The following is a 14,277-nucleotide window of genomic DNA, read 5'->3' as shown; positions in this document are numbered from 1 at the left end:
TAGGGTGGGCCCTTAGATGTTACAAATGGATTAACCTGCTAGCTCCTGATAGCTGCTTCTCCAGAGTTGGAAGAAGCAGCGGCCGCTTGGCGAACTGCGTGGGCGAGACGGTGTGCCCGCCCCGGTGTCCGCCCTTCTTCCTGCCGCCTGGGAACGTATCCGAAGCCGATGCCGTACGCAGGGTCGGCAAATCCAAGCGCTGCATTCGCTCCCTCGTGCCCGAAAGCGCGGTAGCTGCCGAAGTCCCGGCTCGGGTGAGACTTCATGAACCCGACGGCGAAGGCGTTGTCCAGCCCTGACGACCTGTCCAGACCCCAGACTTGTTCCTGTGTCATGGCGCTGATGGTGGCTTCCGTCAGGAACGCCGCACCGCCGTCGACCCCTGTGCTGGCGGCGGCATACAGGCGCGCCAGTCCCTCGGCCGACCCCACACCTCCCGCGCTGCTCATGCCGTTTGCCCGGATGATCGTGTGGTTGGGAAGCTCCATAATTGAGCTGACTCCGCTGTTGCTGTTCAGGCCCTCCAGGCTCAGCGGGTCCTGCCACGGCAGGCTGTCATCGACGACGTACAGAACGTCACGGTAACGCGGCTCCTGGCCCTCAGGGAGGCCAAGGAAAAAGTCGATGTTAAAGGGTAAGCGCAGGCGGGAATCGTACAGTTCCTGAAGGGAAGTGCCCGCGGTCCGGCGGCAGAGTTCCTCCATGAGGATCCCGATGGTGAGGGCGTGATATCCGAAGGTACTTCCCGGTCGCCACAGGGGTTCCGCAGCAGCCAGCCTTTCAGCGGCAGCTACCGTCGTGAACTCGTCCAAGCGAAAGCCGCCTTCAAGACCCATTAGCCCAGCCTGATGTGACAGGGCTTGGGCCACTGTCAGCCGGTCTTTGCCGTGGGCGGCGAATTCGGGCCAGTAATGGGCAACAGTTTGTTCAAGGTCCAAAAGCCCGTCCTGCAGCAGAAGCGCAACCACGCAGGCAGCCACTCCCTTGGTGCAGGAGTAGGTTCCGGTGATGTCGCCGGGAGCGAAATCGGGGCCGCCCACCAGATCCAGCACCTTGCGCCCATGAACGTAGGCCGAAAGCTGCGCGCTATAAAGAGGGTCCTCGGAGAGGAACGATTCGAACAGGTCCAGTACGCCCACGAATTCGGGGTCCGCGAGTCCATCTGAAAGTTGCATGGATCCAACATACTCACAGATCCACGGGGATCTTTTTCACCCGGCCCCGTGCCGGGGAGGGACTTCCTCTCCTGCCTTCACCGGACCGGGCGGAGTGCCATTGCCAAAAGGCCGGCCTCCGAGGGACTCACGCCCGTGTTTGGTGAGCCACCCCGAAAGTTCCGGGCCTCGGGGGACTATGCCGGTGGGATTGATGTCCTCATGGACGATGTAATAGTGCTGCTTGATCTGTACGAAGTCGATGGTGTCTCCGAAGCCCGGGGTTTGGAACAGGTCCCGCGCATAGCTCCAAAGAACAGGCATCTCGCTCAGTTTCTGGCGGTTGCATTTGAAGTGCCCATGATAGACAGCGTCAAACCTGGCCAGAGTGGTGAAGAGTCGGACGTCGGCCTCAGTAATGGAATCACCCACGAGGAACCGCTGTCCCGCCAATCGGTCCTCCAACCAGTCCAATGCCGTCCACAACCGGTCATAGGCGGCATCATACGCTTCCTGGGATCCGGCAAAGCCACAGCGGTAGACCCCGTTGTTGATTTCGGTGAAGACCCTTTTGTTCACCTCGTCTATTTCCTGCCGAAGCTTTTCCGGATACAGGTCCGGGGCCCCGGGGGGGTGGAACTTGCACCATTCTGTGGAGAAGTCGAGAGTGATCTGCGGAAAATTATTGGTCACCACTTGGCCGGTGGAAATCTCTACGACGGCGGGAACGGTGATGCCCCGCGGATAGTTGGGAAAGCGCTTGAAGTACGCCTCCTGGAGCCGCTCGATGCCAAGAACAGGGTCCCGGCCGCCCTCGTCCAGGTCAAAGGTCCATGACCGGGAGTCATGCGTTGGCCCGGGTTGGCCGAGGGAGATGACCTCTTCCAGGCCCAATAGCCGCCGCACAATGACCGCACGATTTGCCCAAGGGCAAGCCCTTGCCGCGATGAGCCGGTAGCGGCCCGGCTCCACCGGCCACCCCGGTTCACCATTCGGCCCGGCTGCACCATCGGAGGTGATGCGGTCCTCAATGTAATTCGTGTCCCGTCTAAATTCACCACCCGTAACGTACGCACCCTTGGTGCTGAAAGCCGGCGAGGTGGTGGAGTCCGTGCTCTGACCTGTTTCCTGGCTCATCTCTACAGACTAAACCCGGGTCCCATGGGAGCGGCAAGCTGCGGGAAGGTCAGGGAATTGCGGTCGCGAAGACTTCTGCAATGGGTTGCCAGGCAAAGAACCAGGCGGCGCCCACCACGCTGGTAAACAGTACGATCCACACTCCGGAGGGGATCGAAGTCGCCCGATACAGCAGGTAGGCATCTGAGGTGGCCAGCTGTTCCCTGCGTCTGAAGTGTACGTGGATAAGTTTTCCGAGATCCCGTACCGCGGCAACCAGCAAGGCCAGGCCCAGAACGATAACCAGATGGCTGTTCAACTCCGGCGGCACGAAGAGAACCAGGGAGCAGGCCAGCAGGATTCCCGCGGCCATGATCAGCACTCCCACTGCGTTGCGGATAAAAAGAAGCGCGGCCAGCAGGATGATGACGCCAACGGACATTGCAGCCGGACCCCAACCGTTGAAACCTGCCCAGACCAGGGAGGCTCCCACCATAGCCGGCACCGGGTACCCCCAGAATCCGGACCAGATGGCAGGGAAGCGGCCACGGCTGAAAGACACCGTGGTTCCTGAATGATTCAACCTGAGCTGGATGCCGCCCAGGCGCTGACCGCTGGACAGCGCCGCAAAGGCGTGGCCCAGCTCATGGACAACAGTGGCCAGGAGTCCGAAATATCTCCAGGTGGCCCTGGGCACTGAAAGCACAATTGCCACCGCAATGACCACAAGGAGTTCTGTGACGGGCACGACGGGAACGGCTGCCTGGGAGAATCCAGTAACGATCCGCTCCCACAACATCTCCAGCAGGTTCATTCGGAAAAGAATTCGGAGTCAGCCATAGGGACTTAGGCTAGCGCGGCCGACCCCCGCGCGTCTAAAGCTGTGGCTCGTCGTCCCAAGTCCCTGATTCTTCAACGGCCTGCTCCGGCTTGTGCTCCTGGCCGGGGTCTCCGCTTCCCACGTAGGCAGCAGGGACAGTTCCTCCGGCATGAGTCTGCTGTTCTTCCCGGATATTGGCTGGTTTCGAGGCTCCCGCTGGGGGCCGGCCTTCAGGATCAGCAGCGTCCTCGGGAGGCTGCCCGGCGTTGTCACGTTCGTTCACGGAGAACCTCTCTGGGCTGGAGGATACGGATCATCGTGTAGCAAGCCTACCGAGAGCCAATAGAGTAGGGCCATGGCGGATCACACGGGAACTGATCAGACGGAAAACTCGCAGGCGCTGCTCAGGGAGCTGGCAGCGGCCCATGGAGTCGGAACAGTGTTCCAGGGCTGGGATGGTGCAGAACGGAAGGTATCTGATGCCACACTGAAAAGCGTACTTGATGCCCTGGGAATCAATACCGATACTGATGACGGGCTTCGAAGAGCAATTCACGACGTCGAACTGGCACCATGGCGGAGGATTCTGCCGCCCGTGGTGGTGATCCGGGAGGGCCAGGAATTCCATGTCGAGGTACACGTACCCCAGGGAAAGGGCGTCCGGGTCTCCGTAACGAGCGAAGATGGCCTCCACCACGACGTCCTTCAAAAGGATGATTGGGAAGAACCCCGCTTAATCGATGGCATTCCCACCATTCGGGCAACCTTCGCCATTCCCGAGTACCTGCCCCTTGGCTGGCACACGTTGCACGCGGACGTCGAAGGCACAACTGCCGAGTGTGCGCTGGTGGTCACTCCGGAAATTTTGAAGACAAGTGTCGACCTGGCCCAGAACCGGAGTTGGGGTTTGCTGGCCCAGCTGTACTCGGTGAGATCCAGCCGCTCCTGGGGGATCGGAGACTTCAGTGACCTAACGGATCTGGCGGCAATTTCGGGCGAGGATGGGGCTGGCTTCATCCTGGTCAACCCGCTTCATGCAGCCGAGCCCCGCACGCCCATAGAAGACTCACCCTATTTGCCTACAACCAGGCGCTTTTTCAACCCTCTGTACATCAGGGTGGAGGAGATCCCGGAGTATGCCTATCTCGAGCCGGGCAGCCGGGCTCATGTCGAGAAGTATGCAGCCCAGCTCTATCCTGCTAACCAGGCAAGCGACCTGCTGGACCGCAATTCCAGTTATGGTGCCAAGCTGGCAGCACTGGAACTGATTTTCGACGTCGCGCGCAGTGCCTCCCGATCCCGTCAGTTCAAAAAATTCTGTGCAGATCAAGGAGAGGGACTCGCTGACTTCGCGCTCTGGTGTGCGCTTGCTGAAAGGCTTCACCCTTCGGCGCCGGAGTGGCATGCTGAGGCGGCCTCACCATCCACCCGCTATTCGAACGAGCAACGTATGCTGCTGGCAGACAGGGTGGAGTTCCACAGTTGGCTGCAATGGATTTGTGACCAGCAGCTGGAGTCCGCACAGCGTGCAGCCAAGCAATCTGGCATGGCACTGGGCGTCATCCACGACCTCGCGGTAGGCGTAAAGACAAACGGCGCAGATGCCTGGATGCTCGCAGATGTATTGGCGCACGGAGTGACGGTGGGCGCTCCTCCCGACATGTTCAACCAGCAAGGGCAGGACTGGTCCCAACCCCCATGGCATCCGGCCAGGCTTGCCGAAGCAGGGTATGCACCCTACCGGGACATGCTCCGAACCATCCTCCGGCATGCAGGGGGCGTGCGGGTGGACCACATCCTGGGCCTCTTCAGGCTCTGGTGGATTCCGCAGGGGAGCGGACCCGAACAAGGAGCCTACGTCTACTACGACCACGAAGCACTGATCGGGATCCTGGCTCTTGAAGCCCAGAGAGCGGACGCTGTGGTGATTGGCGAGGACCTTGGTGTCTTTGAGCCTTGGGTCCGGGGCTACCTGTCGGAGCGGGGGATTTTCGGAACCTCGATTCTGTGGTTCGAGCAGGACGCCCACGGACCCTTGGGACCCGACCGCTACCGGCAGCAGTGCCTGACCAGCGTCAATACCCATGATTTGCCTCCGACTGCCGGTTATCTCGCCGGGGAACACGTAACCCTCCGCGAATCCCTTGGCCTGCTCCGCCGTCCAGTGGAGGAAGAGCGGGAAGAAGCGGCAGCTGAACAGGCGGCCGTGCTGGCCCTTCTTCGCCAACAGGGGGTGCTCCAGGACTTGCCTGATCCCTTGGACTTGCAGGAGCAACAGAAGCAGGCCCTGCTACAACATGAAATCCAAAGGATTGTAGAGGCCTTGTACGCCTTCACTTTGCTAACACCGTCATCCCTTTTGGGTATTGCCTTGGTGGACGCTGTGGGGGAGACCCGCACGCAGAACCAGCCCGGAACCCATGAGCAGTATCCCAATTGGTGCATCCCGCTGGCAGGTCCGGACGGTGCTGTTCTGATTGACGATTTGGAAGAGAACTTGCGCTACCGCTCATTGGTTGACGTCGTGAGAAACAGGCTTCAAAAGGGGGCCTGACGGCGGCCTGGAAAATTGCCTCTGTTGACTTCCTCACACTTGCCCCGTCCTTGCATTTTTCGGGCTTCAGGCAGCCCCATACTGGATCTTGAGCGGCATGGCGGCGCTGTTGAGCGAGTGAGGGATTTCGTGATGAAGAAGGAATATGTTCCAGGAGCGGCAGTAGCTGGGGGCGTCGTCTTGTTCTGGCTGGTTGGTCTTTTGGGTGGATTTTCCTTTCTCAGCAATCCGAAACCGCTTCTAACCACGCTGACCTGGCTGATGCTGGTTTATGTAGCCGTCGCGGCCACGTTGATTGCTGGTTCTCTAGCGGTGGCGGACCTCGTCCGTCGCAGGTTGCGCAACAGGCAATAGTCAAGGTTTCCCGAGGGCCCTCAGAGGGTCCAGGTACCCGTCTAAGGGCTCTTCCTCCCTTCCGTTCGCAGTCCTAAACTGAAGGCATCAGCAGCCGGCGTCGGCCGGCTAAACGCAGGGGAGGGACCAGCATGGGACTCGGCGACAAGATGGAGAATGCCGGCGAGAAAATGAGCGGTCAGGCCAAGGAAGCAACAGGCAAGATGACCGACGACGAGCGGCTCGAAGCTGAAGGTGAAACAGACCAGACCAAAGCGGATCTGAAGCAGGCAGGCGAAAAGATCAAGGACGCCTTTAAGCGCGACTGAATGACATTGATACCGGGGGTGCTTCCAGCGAACGGGAAGCACCCCCCTATTTTTGCCCTGGCGCCGAACCAAACCTGGTGCGTGTGAACGGCAGCGCGGGCGGGTCGCGGGACGAAATACGGTGCACCGGCCCATGATCCGACAGAATAATGAGGGCACGTGGATTATTTGGGGGATGCCGTCTTTCGACGGAGCTGCAGCCCGGAGTCCTTGGGCTACCTCACCATTTCATCGAAAGGCACCACCATGACCCATCCTCCCGCTGAGAACCCTGCGGATAACAGCGAGTCAACAGCACCGGTTTCGGGCCAATCAGCTCCGGTCGGGTCACCGTACCCGCCGCAGGCACCACCCCAGTACCAGGCTTACCCGCCTGCCGCGCCGCAGTACCAGCAGCCTCCCGCTGAACAGCCCCAGTACCAGGCTTACCCGCCTGCCGCGCCCCAGCAGTATCAGGGCCAATACCCTCAGATGTCCCAGCAGCCTCCGATGCCAAACCCGGCCTACGGCTATCCGCAGCCGAAGTCCAAGATTGCCGCCGGGCTCTTGGGGATTTTCCTCGGCGGACTCGGCATCCACCGCTTCTATCTTGGGTACACCACTATCGGAGTCATCCAGCTTGTCCTGACAGTCGTTCTGGGAATCTTCACCTTGGGCCTGGTAGGGCTTTGGGGCGTCGTGGAGGGCATCATGATTCTTGCTGGTGCGAGCTACTTCCAGCGGGACGCCAAGGGCATCCCGCTGCGCGAGTGATTCCGACGAATCAGCGTTAAGCCGGGGAGCACCAATGACACAAATCATCTATGACAGGCAAGAACAGCTCGAGCAGATAAACGCGGGGCTGTTGCAAGGGGAGACGGTATACGCGGTCTACGACTGTATCGGCGTCGGAACAGGCTTTGTAGGCATCACGAACATGCGCATCATCCTGCAGGACAAGAGCTTCGTGGGAAACAAGGTCGCGGTAGTTTCCGTGCCCTACAAGAACATTCGCTCGGTCTCCATGCTGTCCAACAAATCCATGCTGGGCCGCTTCGCATCGTCCTCAAGCATCGGGATCGATACAGGCGGCAGCATCAAAGAAGCCGATTTTCGCGGTGACGACAAAGCTAAGCACGCCCACGATCTGATTCTGTGGAACGTGCTGCAAACAAGGTAGAGCTTTCCGCAAAGGGGCGGTCGGGTGAACCGGCCGCCCTTTGTTGTGCGGGCCCCGTGTTAGCGTGCCTTGCTTATGGGCCCCTTGCCTCTCTAGACGGTGCCACCAGATGACTACGGAACGTCTTCCTCCGCCAAGTCCTCCATCGACTTTGGCGTCTGGCGACCGAGGCGTCGGTCCAGGGCGACACGCAGCTTCGCTGCCGCCGCCAGCACGCGCTGAGCAGACGCTACTGCCGAGGCGCTTTTGGCGGCATTCGGCCTCGCAGGGCGGATTTCGACGTCCTCGTCCTTTTCAATCACAGACCTCCAGGCAACGTCGAGCAGCCGCAACTCTTCGTCCCGGGCCAGCTCGCTCTGGCTGAGGACGGAAAGGGCTGACAAACCAAGGGCCTTTACATCGGCGTCGCTGTCCAAGGCCCTGTCCATTGCCCATTGCGTGCGCCGCCACCATTCTGACCGGCTGTCAGCATCAGACTTCTGCGCCAAGGCGAATGCATCGGCTTGGGCTTTTTGGCGCAAGGTCAGGAGCCCGATGACTGCTGCGGCGACAGCAGCAAAGAGGATAGCAAGCGGTCCCAACGCGGCGACTATCTCCCACCATTGGGCTGAAGCAGGCTGAGCGACGACAGTGGATGCGGCGATGGATGGTGAAGGTGTCACAGGGACAGCCTACGGTGGGCCGGGGCGCCAGTTCCGCAACGGCGCATGTGGTTCCGGACTGCGTGCTTACTTACTGGCTCCTGGGGCAGAACTCCCCAAAGTTCTTCTGGGCAACGGCCTGCAGCTCACCTTGTTTCTCGACATCGGGCGAGTCCTTGGCCGATTCGTCCGTCAGTTCCACCAGCGCCTGCACAGTGGACTTGAGGTCATCCGAGGAAACGGGCCCAATGGTCCGAATCTGGTTGGCGAGGTTGACCGCCCCGGTCTTGCCGGTCGGAGGGTTCGACATAACGTCACGGATCCGCTCGCAGGTTTCTGCATTGGTTAGTTGCGGGTGTGCGACGCAGGCTGAGGCTGAAAGTGTGAGCGCGGCAGCAAGTAGGGCTGTGGTGAGTTTCTTCATGATTCCCTTATTGTAAGCAGGGCTGGGCCCGTTGGGAGATCGTCGACGACGGGGCCTTCGTCGCGTTCCTCATGGCCTTTCTCGTCGTGACCTTGACTGCGGCCTGGGCGGCGTGGGCTCTTATGGGGCGGATCCCGGGCCGGTATGCTGCTGGCGTTGGCCATCTTGCCGGTGGAAGCGGTTTTCTGGTTTGGTTTTGCCCTACCGTTTCCGTGGCTGTTTGGTGTCCTTCGGGCGGCGCTTCTCATCCGGACATGGAGGTCCTTAGAGCCAAGATGAACGAGTTTTTTCCCGAGCCGCCGGACACTCCTTAGACCCCATCCGCAAAATACCGACCAGACGCAACGGGCACCTTCGGTGCTGATCAAAACGAGGAGCATCATGTCACTGAAAGAACGGCTGCACGGCGACGTCGTCGTCCACATGAAAAACCGCAACAAGGTAGCGCTCACCACAGTGCGGAACGTCCTTGGCGAAATCGAAACCCGCGAGAAGTCTGGCAAAACGCCGATTGAACTCGACGACACCCAAGTGACGTCGCTGCTGCAGAAGGAAGCGGCCAAGCGCCGTGACACGGCCCGCATCTACTCGGAGGCCGGAGAATCGGACCGCGCTGCTGCGGAAATTGCTGAAGCGGAAATCATCGAGGCTTACCTGCCCAGGGCACTGACACGTGATGAGGTGGAGGCTATCGTCGACGAGGCGATCACAGCCTTGAAGGCCGAGGGACAAGAGTTGTCCATGCGCTCAATCGGGGCCGTCATGAAGCCTGTCACCGCCAGGGTAGCAGGACGTTTCGATGGCAAAACCGTCAGCGAGATCGTCCGCGGCCGACTGGCCTAGTCGAGCCCGAGGAGCACGCGCAGCACGAGGAGTGTCTTGAATTTTCCTTGTGAGCGCCAGCGAGCCGCGTATTCTCGTAGCTAGAACAGCGAGCCTGGGGGAGTGATGACAGAGACATCAACCGAGGAGCCACAGACTGTTGAAGATGGCGGCTCCCTTGAGCAGGTCCATGTCCCCGCTTGGGAGGCCAAGTACAAGCTGAGCGAGAACCCGGAGGAGCTCGCCCACCTTGTCTGCTGCCGGGACCTCGACTGGCGTCAGGCCATTTGTGGATACATCGAGGAAGAACCGACACTCATGTACGAAGCGGACAACATCTGCACGATGTGCATTGAGACGGCCGAAAGCATGGGATCGGTCATGGGATCGCGCCGGTGCCCCATCGACAACCAGGAATGTCCACCGGAGGACGAGGTCGACAGGATGATTGCGGAGCGCGCTTCCAGGACCTGATTTTCCCGCTGCACGACCAAGGTAATATCCTCACACCCCGGCGTCGCCCGCATGCCGTCATCCTGATACAGACAGAAAAAAGCCCCGGAAAATCATTGATTTTCCGGGGCTTTCCCTTTGTGCGCGGAGGGGGACTTGAACCCCCACCCCCTTTCGAGGACTAGCACCTCAAGCTAGCGCGTCTGCCATTCCGCCACCCGCGCAGGTGGTAATTCGGAGCACGATTTCCGCCCTTCGGCGGTTCGCTTCTCTCCGAAGCAGCGAGAAAAACTCTAACACGAACTCTGGGGAAAGTTGGAATCGGGACGAATGGGGCCCACTGGGTAGGCTTGGGACCACGAGCCCACCGATTTGAGGAGAGAGCCATGACTGTCATCCGCCCCGAGGACGAAGTCGTCCGGATCTGCCAGGAATTGATCCGGATCGACACGTCCAATTTCGGTGACGGTACGGGCCCGGGAGAGCGGTCGGCTGCCGAATATACGGCCGGGCTCATAACAGAGGTCGGCCTGGAAGCCGAGATCTTCGAATCCGCCCCGGGCCGCGCCAACGTGGTGACCCGTATTGCAGGAGAAGACCCCTCCGCCAGCGCACTGGTGGTCCACGGCCATCTCGATGTGGTGCCGGCTCTCAGGGACCAGTGGAGCGTGGACCCTTTCGCGGGCGAGCTGAAGGATGGCCTGATTTGGGGCCGCGGTGCGGTAGACATGAAGGACATGGACGCCATGATCCTTTCAGTCATGCGGCAGTTTGCCCGGACTGGCCGTAAACCGAAAAGGGACATCATCTTTGCGTTTTTTGCTGATGAAGAGGCCGGCGGAACCTTCGGTTCCCGCTACGCCGTCGAGCAGCGCCCTGAACTCTTTGAGGGGGCTACGGAGGCTATTTCCGAAGTAGGCGGTTTTTCGGCCACTATCGGGGGGCAGCGAACCTACCTGCTGCAGACGGCCGAAAAGGGGCTCTCCTGGCTTCGCCTGGTGGCGCACGGACGGGCAGGGCATGGCTCCCAGATCAGCACCGACAACGCCATCACGCGGCTGGCCAGCGCTGTCTCCCGCATCGGCGAGTACCAGTGGCCGATTGAGCTGACCCCCACCACCCGGCAGTTCCTCGACGGTGTGACCGAACTCACCGGCGTCGAGTTTGATGCCGACGACCCCGAGCGCCTCCTCAAGGAACTGGGAACATTGGCGCGCTTCGTGGGAGCCACCCTCCAGAACACAAGCAACCCGACGCTACTCAAGGGCGGCTACAAGCACAACGTCATCCCCGAGTCCGCGGAAGCCCTGGTGGACTGCCGGACCCTTCCCGGGCAGGAAGACCAGGTCCTGGAGATCGTCCGTGACCTTGCCGGCAGCGGAGTGGACGTCAGTTACGTTCACCAGGACGTATCACTGGAAGTGCCGTTCGCCGGAAACCTGGTGGACTCGATGATCGACTCCCTCCACGCCGAAGATCCCGGTGCGAAGGTCCTTCCGTACACACTTTCCGGAGGGACAGACAACAAGGCCCTCAGCAGGTTGGGGATTGCCGGCTATGGCTTCGCACCACTCCAACTGCCAGCTGACCTGGATTTCACGGGAATGTTCCATGGAGTGGACGAACGTGTTCCCGCCGACTCGCTGAAGTTCGGTACCAGGGTCCTCGAACGACTGCTGACCACTTACTGACCCTTACGCATGCTGAAGCTCCAGTCACCGAAGGTGGAACCGTGATGATCGATGAGATCCTGCCGGACAGGCTGCTCGAACGGATCCGGAGCCGCGCCGCCGGCTACGACCGGGACAATTCGTTCTTCTACGAAGACCTGGACGAGTTGCGCGACGCCGGCTACCTGAAGATTTTCGTGCCCGTTTCCGACGGCGGCCTGGGCCTTGGGCTGGAAGCGGCAGCACAGCTGCAGCGCAGGCTCGCAACGGCGGCTCCTGCTACAGCCTTGGCAATCAACATGCATCTCGTCTGGACCGGAGTGGCTTACGTCCTGGCAGCAAGAGGTGACAATTCCCTGGATTTTGTTCTCCGCGAGGCGGGGGAGGGGGAGCTGTACGCTTTCGGCAATTCAGAGGCAGGTAATGATGCAGTCCTGTTCGACTCCATCACCGAAGCCCATCCGCAGCCCGCGGGAGGATACAGCTTCACCGGCCGAAAAATCTTCACAAGTCTGTCCCCTGTCTGGACACGGCTCGGCATCTTCGGCAAGGACAGTGGAGCCCGTGATGGAGAGGGCGAACTGGTTCACGGCTTCATCCATCGTGACACTCCCGGATACATGATCCTGGATGACTGGAACACGCTCGGCATGAGGGCCAGCCAGTCCTGCACCACCATCCTGGAAGGTGTCTACGTACCGTCTGAACGGATCTTCCGGAAGCTACCGGTTGGCCCCAATGCGGACCCTCTGATTTTCGCCATCTTCGCCTGCTTCGAAACGTTGCTCGCAGCCGTCTACACCGGCATCGGGGAACGCGCTTTGGTACTGGGAGTGCAGGCAGTTAAGCGCCGGACATCATTGAAGAATGATGGCCGTCTCTACTCGCAGGATCCCGATATTCGCTGGAAGGTGTCAGCGGCGGCAATGGCCTTGGAACGCCTCTACCCGCAATTGCAGCTGATTGCGCACCACGTGGATGAGAAGGTGGATTACGGAAGCCAATGGTTTCCCAAACTCGTGTCCCTCAAAGTGAACGCCACCGAAACCGCCCGGGAAGTCGTGGACGTGGCCATCAGGGTCTCAGGCGGCTCAAGCTATTTCAAAGGAAGCGAACTGGAGAGGCTCTACCGGGATGTGCTGGCCGGGATGTTCCATCCGTCCGACGACGAGTCGGCTCACAACACAGTGGCAAACGCATGGCTGGGACCTCTGGAGAGTTTCTGATTCGCTCTCGGGCAGCAAAGGACCACCCGTCCTGCTAAACCGTTCGCTGCACCTGGGTCACCCGGCGTCGCAGCCAGAACCGTCTTCCGCCGCCCACATAGAGGCGGCTGCGCTCTAATTCCCACTTGCCGTACTCGGAATGTTCAACAAGTCTCCGCCGGGCCTCAGGCAGTGAATCCTCAGGACCAATCGTCAGTACGAGGTACTCGTACTGCCTCACATAGTCCCGCTCGCGTTCGACGGAGCTGCGCAGAAAATGTTCCTTCATTGCTCTCCATTTTCGTCTTTTTCCGGCTAACGTGAAGTCATGAGCATCGATCCGCGTGTCGCGCTTCAGTCTTTGACCACTGCTTTGGAAGAACACCTGATCGCAGCCTCGGCACGGCGGGGTGAGGGTGACCCCACGGTTGAGGCTGCTTTTTTTGCTGTCGCTGATGCTTTCGAAGTCTACGACGATTCCCTGTATGAAGCGTACGGAGAAGTGACGCCTCTGGAAGTTATCGATGAGGTCGAGGACGATGAGGATGACCTCGAAGAAGACGTGGACGACGACGATCTTGAGATTGTGGAGTCCGACAGCTAACTGCGCGGAGATCGGCAGCTAACAACGTCCGGCAGCTAACTGTCAGGACGCGAGAGAAACATCTTCCAGGGCGCGGGCGATCTCTGGCGGCAGGGGAGCCAGCTGGGATGCCAGGATCTCCTTCAGCTGGACAGGAGTGCGCGCACCTACCACCGCACTTGCCACTCCATTCTGGGCAATCAGCCAGCTCAGGGAAACGTCGACGGGAGTCCTGCCGAGGCCCCTTGCCGCCATGGCAACAGCTTCGACTATCCTCGATGACTCCGGCTCAAGATACCGTTCCACATAGCCGGCAAGCCTTTTTTGGGCTGCACGGGAATCTGAGGGGATGTGGCCGCGGTATTTCCCGCTCAGGACGCCACGGCCGAGGGGCGCCCAGGCCAGAAGACCCAGGCCTGCGTCCTCAATGGCGGGAAGGAGCTCGTCCTCAGGCCGGCGTTGCAGGAGGGAATACTCTGACTGGTTGGCGACCAGAGGGAAACCCGCAACAGCTGCCGCCTTGGCCGTTTGCCAGCCGTTAAAGTTCGACACGCCCGCATACCTTGCGCGGCCGCTGCTCACGGCGAACTCCATGGCCGAGAGTGTTTCCTGGAGCGGGACATTGGGGTCCCAGGCGTGCGCAAACCACACATCGACATAGTCGGTGCCCAGACGTGCAAGGCTGGCGTCAAGCCCCGACAGCATTCCGCTTCGGGAGGTGTCCACCCGGCGCCGGTCATCCGCCGTCGAAAGTCCCGCTTTGGTGGAGATGACCACTTCGGAGCGGGCGACGACGTCTCCCAGTAAGCCGCCAAGGACCGCCTCTGCCTGGCCCTCTGAGTAGGAGGCCGCGGTGTCGATCAGCGTCCCGCCGGCATCAACGAAAGTCCGTAGCAGCTCAGAGGCGTCCTGCTCATCGGTTTCACGCGCCCAGGACATGGTGCCAAGAGAAAGGGCGGACACGCGCAACCCACTGTTGCCGACATAACGCTGCTGCATAGCAGCAAGCTTACG

The 14,277-nt window shown here is 60.4% G+C and carries 18 protein-coding genes and 1 tRNA gene; 10 read left to right on the top strand and 9 right to left on the bottom strand.

Features of this window, described 5'->3' with window-relative positions; genetic code table 11:
* Positions 1-38: 38 nt before the first annotated feature.
* From M1D88_RS07945 to M1D88_RS07930, 4 genes are all read right to left on the bottom strand, one after another.
* Entirely contained in the window at positions 39-1,175 is a 1,137-nt protein-coding gene (locus M1D88_RS07945) for a serine hydrolase domain-containing protein (protein WP_458113987.1), read from the bottom strand.
* A 36-nt stretch (positions 1,176-1,211) separates the two neighbouring features.
* A complete protein-coding gene (locus tag M1D88_RS07940) occupies positions 1,212-2,291 on the bottom strand; it encodes a glutathione S-transferase family protein (RefSeq protein WP_458113986.1) in 1,080 nt (359 codons plus the stop codon).
* Positions 2,292-2,340: 49 nt separating this feature from the next.
* A complete protein-coding gene (locus M1D88_RS07935) occupies positions 2,341-3,084 on the bottom strand; it encodes a M50 family metallopeptidase (RefSeq protein ID WP_458113985.1) in 744 nt (247 codons plus the stop codon).
* A gap of 61 nt (positions 3,085-3,145) precedes the next feature.
* Entirely contained in the window at positions 3,146-3,373 is a 228-nt protein-coding gene (locus M1D88_RS07930; RefSeq protein ID WP_458113984.1) for a hypothetical protein, read from the bottom strand.
* A 72-nt stretch (positions 3,374-3,445) separates the two neighbouring features.
* Between M1D88_RS07930 and malQ the strand changes: the two genes are divergently transcribed.
* From malQ to M1D88_RS07905, 5 genes are all read left to right on the top strand, one after another.
* Positions 3,446-5,644 (top strand): 4-alpha-glucanotransferase, encoded by a 2,199-nt coding sequence (gene malQ / locus M1D88_RS07925; RefSeq protein ID WP_458113983.1) that lies wholly within the window; start codon positions 3,446-3,448, stop codon positions 5,642-5,644.
* A gap of 132 nt (positions 5,645-5,776) precedes the next feature.
* On the top strand, positions 5,777-5,998 hold the full coding sequence (locus M1D88_RS07920; protein ID WP_458113982.1) for a hypothetical protein: 222 nt from the start codon (positions 5,777-5,779) through the stop codon (positions 5,996-5,998).
* 131 nt (positions 5,999-6,129) lie between these two features.
* Positions 6,130-6,306, top strand: a complete 177-nt coding sequence (locus M1D88_RS07915) for a CsbD family protein (protein ID WP_458113981.1) — start codon at positions 6,130-6,132, stop codon at positions 6,304-6,306.
* Positions 6,307-6,552: 246 nt separating this feature from the next.
* Entirely contained in the window at positions 6,553-7,059 is a 507-nt protein-coding gene (locus tag M1D88_RS07910) for a TM2 domain-containing protein (protein WP_458113980.1), read from the top strand.
* A gap of 34 nt (positions 7,060-7,093) precedes the next feature.
* Positions 7,094-7,465 (top strand): PH domain-containing protein, encoded by a 372-nt coding sequence (locus tag M1D88_RS07905; protein WP_309106790.1) that lies wholly within the window; start codon positions 7,094-7,096, stop codon positions 7,463-7,465.
* A 113-nt stretch (positions 7,466-7,578) separates the two neighbouring features.
* Here the strand turns inward: M1D88_RS07905 and M1D88_RS07900 are convergent, their stop codons facing one another.
* Together M1D88_RS07900 and M1D88_RS07895 are read right to left on the bottom strand one after the other, a co-directional pair.
* Positions 7,579-8,127, bottom strand: a complete 549-nt coding sequence (locus M1D88_RS07900; RefSeq protein WP_458113979.1) for a hypothetical protein — start codon at positions 8,125-8,127, stop codon at positions 7,579-7,581.
* Between the two features lie 70 nt (positions 8,128-8,197).
* Positions 8,198-8,530 (bottom strand): hypothetical protein, encoded by a 333-nt coding sequence (locus M1D88_RS07895; protein WP_458113978.1) that lies wholly within the window; start codon positions 8,528-8,530, stop codon positions 8,198-8,200.
* A gap of 381 nt (positions 8,531-8,911) precedes the next feature.
* Here M1D88_RS07895 and M1D88_RS07890 point away from each other — a divergent pair, with 381 nt between their 5' ends.
* Positions 8,912-9,373 (top strand): GatB/YqeY domain-containing protein, encoded by a 462-nt coding sequence (locus M1D88_RS07890; RefSeq protein WP_458113977.1) that lies wholly within the window; start codon positions 8,912-8,914, stop codon positions 9,371-9,373.
* Positions 9,374-9,478: 105 nt separating this feature from the next.
* The gene (locus M1D88_RS07885) at positions 9,479-9,826 is read left to right on the top strand and encodes a hypothetical protein (protein WP_458113976.1); all 348 of its coding nucleotides are present in this window, start codon (positions 9,479-9,481) and stop codon (positions 9,824-9,826) included.
* Between the two features lie 120 nt (positions 9,827-9,946).
* On the opposite strand, the gene M1D88_RS07880 is transcribed toward M1D88_RS07885, so the two are convergent.
* A tRNA-Leu gene (locus tag M1D88_RS07880) sits at positions 9,947-10,029 on the bottom strand.
* 162 nt (positions 10,030-10,191) lie between these two features.
* Here M1D88_RS07880 and M1D88_RS07875 point away from each other — a divergent pair.
* Together M1D88_RS07875 and M1D88_RS07870 are read left to right on the top strand one after the other, a co-directional pair.
* Entirely contained in the window at positions 10,192-11,496 is a 1,305-nt protein-coding gene (locus M1D88_RS07875) for a M20/M25/M40 family metallo-hydrolase (protein WP_458113975.1), read from the top strand.
* Between the two features lie 44 nt (positions 11,497-11,540).
* The gene (locus M1D88_RS07870) at positions 11,541-12,701 is read left to right on the top strand and encodes an acyl-CoA dehydrogenase family protein (protein WP_458114470.1); all 1,161 of its coding nucleotides are present in this window, start codon (positions 11,541-11,543) and stop codon (positions 12,699-12,701) included.
* 34 nt (positions 12,702-12,735) lie between these two features.
* Here M1D88_RS07870 and M1D88_RS07865 read toward each other — a convergent pair whose 3' ends face one another.
* Positions 12,736-12,969 carry a DUF5703 family protein gene (locus M1D88_RS07865; RefSeq protein WP_309106783.1) on the bottom strand — a complete coding sequence of 78 codons (234 nt, stop codon included), beginning with the start codon at positions 12,967-12,969 and terminating at the stop codon, positions 12,736-12,738.
* A 39-nt stretch (positions 12,970-13,008) separates the two neighbouring features.
* Here M1D88_RS07865 and M1D88_RS07860 point away from each other — a divergent pair, with 39 nt between their 5' ends.
* Entirely contained in the window at positions 13,009-13,284 is a 276-nt protein-coding gene (locus tag M1D88_RS07860; protein WP_309106782.1) for a hypothetical protein, read from the top strand.
* Between the two features lie 42 nt (positions 13,285-13,326).
* On the opposite strand, the gene M1D88_RS07855 is transcribed toward M1D88_RS07860, so the two are convergent.
* Positions 13,327-14,262: an aldo/keto reductase gene (locus tag M1D88_RS07855; RefSeq protein ID WP_458113974.1), complete on the bottom strand. Its 936-nt coding sequence runs from the start codon at positions 14,260-14,262 to the stop codon at positions 13,327-13,329.
* Positions 14,263-14,277 lie beyond the last annotated feature (15 nt).

This window comes from Arthrobacter sp. R1-13 (assembly GCF_054161475.1).
The sequence above is the reverse complement of the archived record's forward strand: the minus strand, read 5'-3'. Positions and strand labels throughout refer to the sequence as shown.

What these genes read in the sequence shown, in the direction of transcription:
- M1D88_RS07860 (WP_309106782.1), top strand. Translation starts at nt 13,009, where the DNA reads ATGAGCATCGATCCGCGTGTCGCGCTTCAGTCTTTGACCACTGCTTTG.
- M1D88_RS07895 (WP_458113978.1), bottom strand. Translation starts at nt 8,530, where the DNA reads ATGAAGAAACTCACCACAGCCCTACTTGCTGCCGCGCTCACACTTTCA.
- M1D88_RS07870 (WP_458114470.1), top strand. Translation starts at nt 11,541, where the DNA reads ATGATCGATGAGATCCTGCCGGACAGGCTGCTCGAACGGATCCGGAGC.
- M1D88_RS07855 (WP_458113974.1), bottom strand. Translation starts at nt 14,262, where the DNA reads ATGCAGCAGCGTTATGTCGGCAACAGTGGGTTGCGCGTGTCCGCCCTT.
- malQ (WP_458113983.1), top strand. Translation starts at nt 3,446, where the DNA reads ATGGCGGATCACACGGGAACTGATCAGACGGAAAACTCGCAGGCGCTG.
- M1D88_RS07905 (WP_309106790.1), top strand. Translation starts at nt 7,094, where the DNA reads ATGACACAAATCATCTATGACAGGCAAGAACAGCTCGAGCAGATAAAC.
- M1D88_RS07915 (WP_458113981.1), top strand. Translation starts at nt 6,130, where the DNA reads ATGGGACTCGGCGACAAGATGGAGAATGCCGGCGAGAAAATGAGCGGT.
- M1D88_RS07890 (WP_458113977.1), top strand. Translation starts at nt 8,912, where the DNA reads ATGTCACTGAAAGAACGGCTGCACGGCGACGTCGTCGTCCACATGAAA.
- M1D88_RS07940 (WP_458113986.1), bottom strand. Translation starts at nt 2,291, where the DNA reads ATGAGCCAGGAAACAGGTCAGAGCACGGACTCCACCACCTCGCCGGCT.
- M1D88_RS07875 (WP_458113975.1), top strand. Translation starts at nt 10,192, where the DNA reads ATGACTGTCATCCGCCCCGAGGACGAAGTCGTCCGGATCTGCCAGGAA.
- M1D88_RS07885 (WP_458113976.1), top strand. Translation starts at nt 9,479, where the DNA reads ATGACAGAGACATCAACCGAGGAGCCACAGACTGTTGAAGATGGCGGC.
- M1D88_RS07865 (WP_309106783.1), bottom strand. Translation starts at nt 12,969, where the DNA reads ATGAAGGAACATTTTCTGCGCAGCTCCGTCGAACGCGAGCGGGACTAT.
- M1D88_RS07945 (WP_458113987.1), bottom strand. Translation starts at nt 1,175, where the DNA reads ATGCAACTTTCAGATGGACTCGCGGACCCCGAATTCGTGGGCGTACTG.
- M1D88_RS07910 (WP_458113980.1), top strand. Translation starts at nt 6,553, where the DNA reads ATGACCCATCCTCCCGCTGAGAACCCTGCGGATAACAGCGAGTCAACA.
- M1D88_RS07935 (WP_458113985.1), bottom strand. Translation starts at nt 3,084, where the DNA reads ATGAACCTGCTGGAGATGTTGTGGGAGCGGATCGTTACTGGATTCTCC.
- M1D88_RS07920 (WP_458113982.1), top strand. Translation starts at nt 5,777, where the DNA reads ATGAAGAAGGAATATGTTCCAGGAGCGGCAGTAGCTGGGGGCGTCGTC.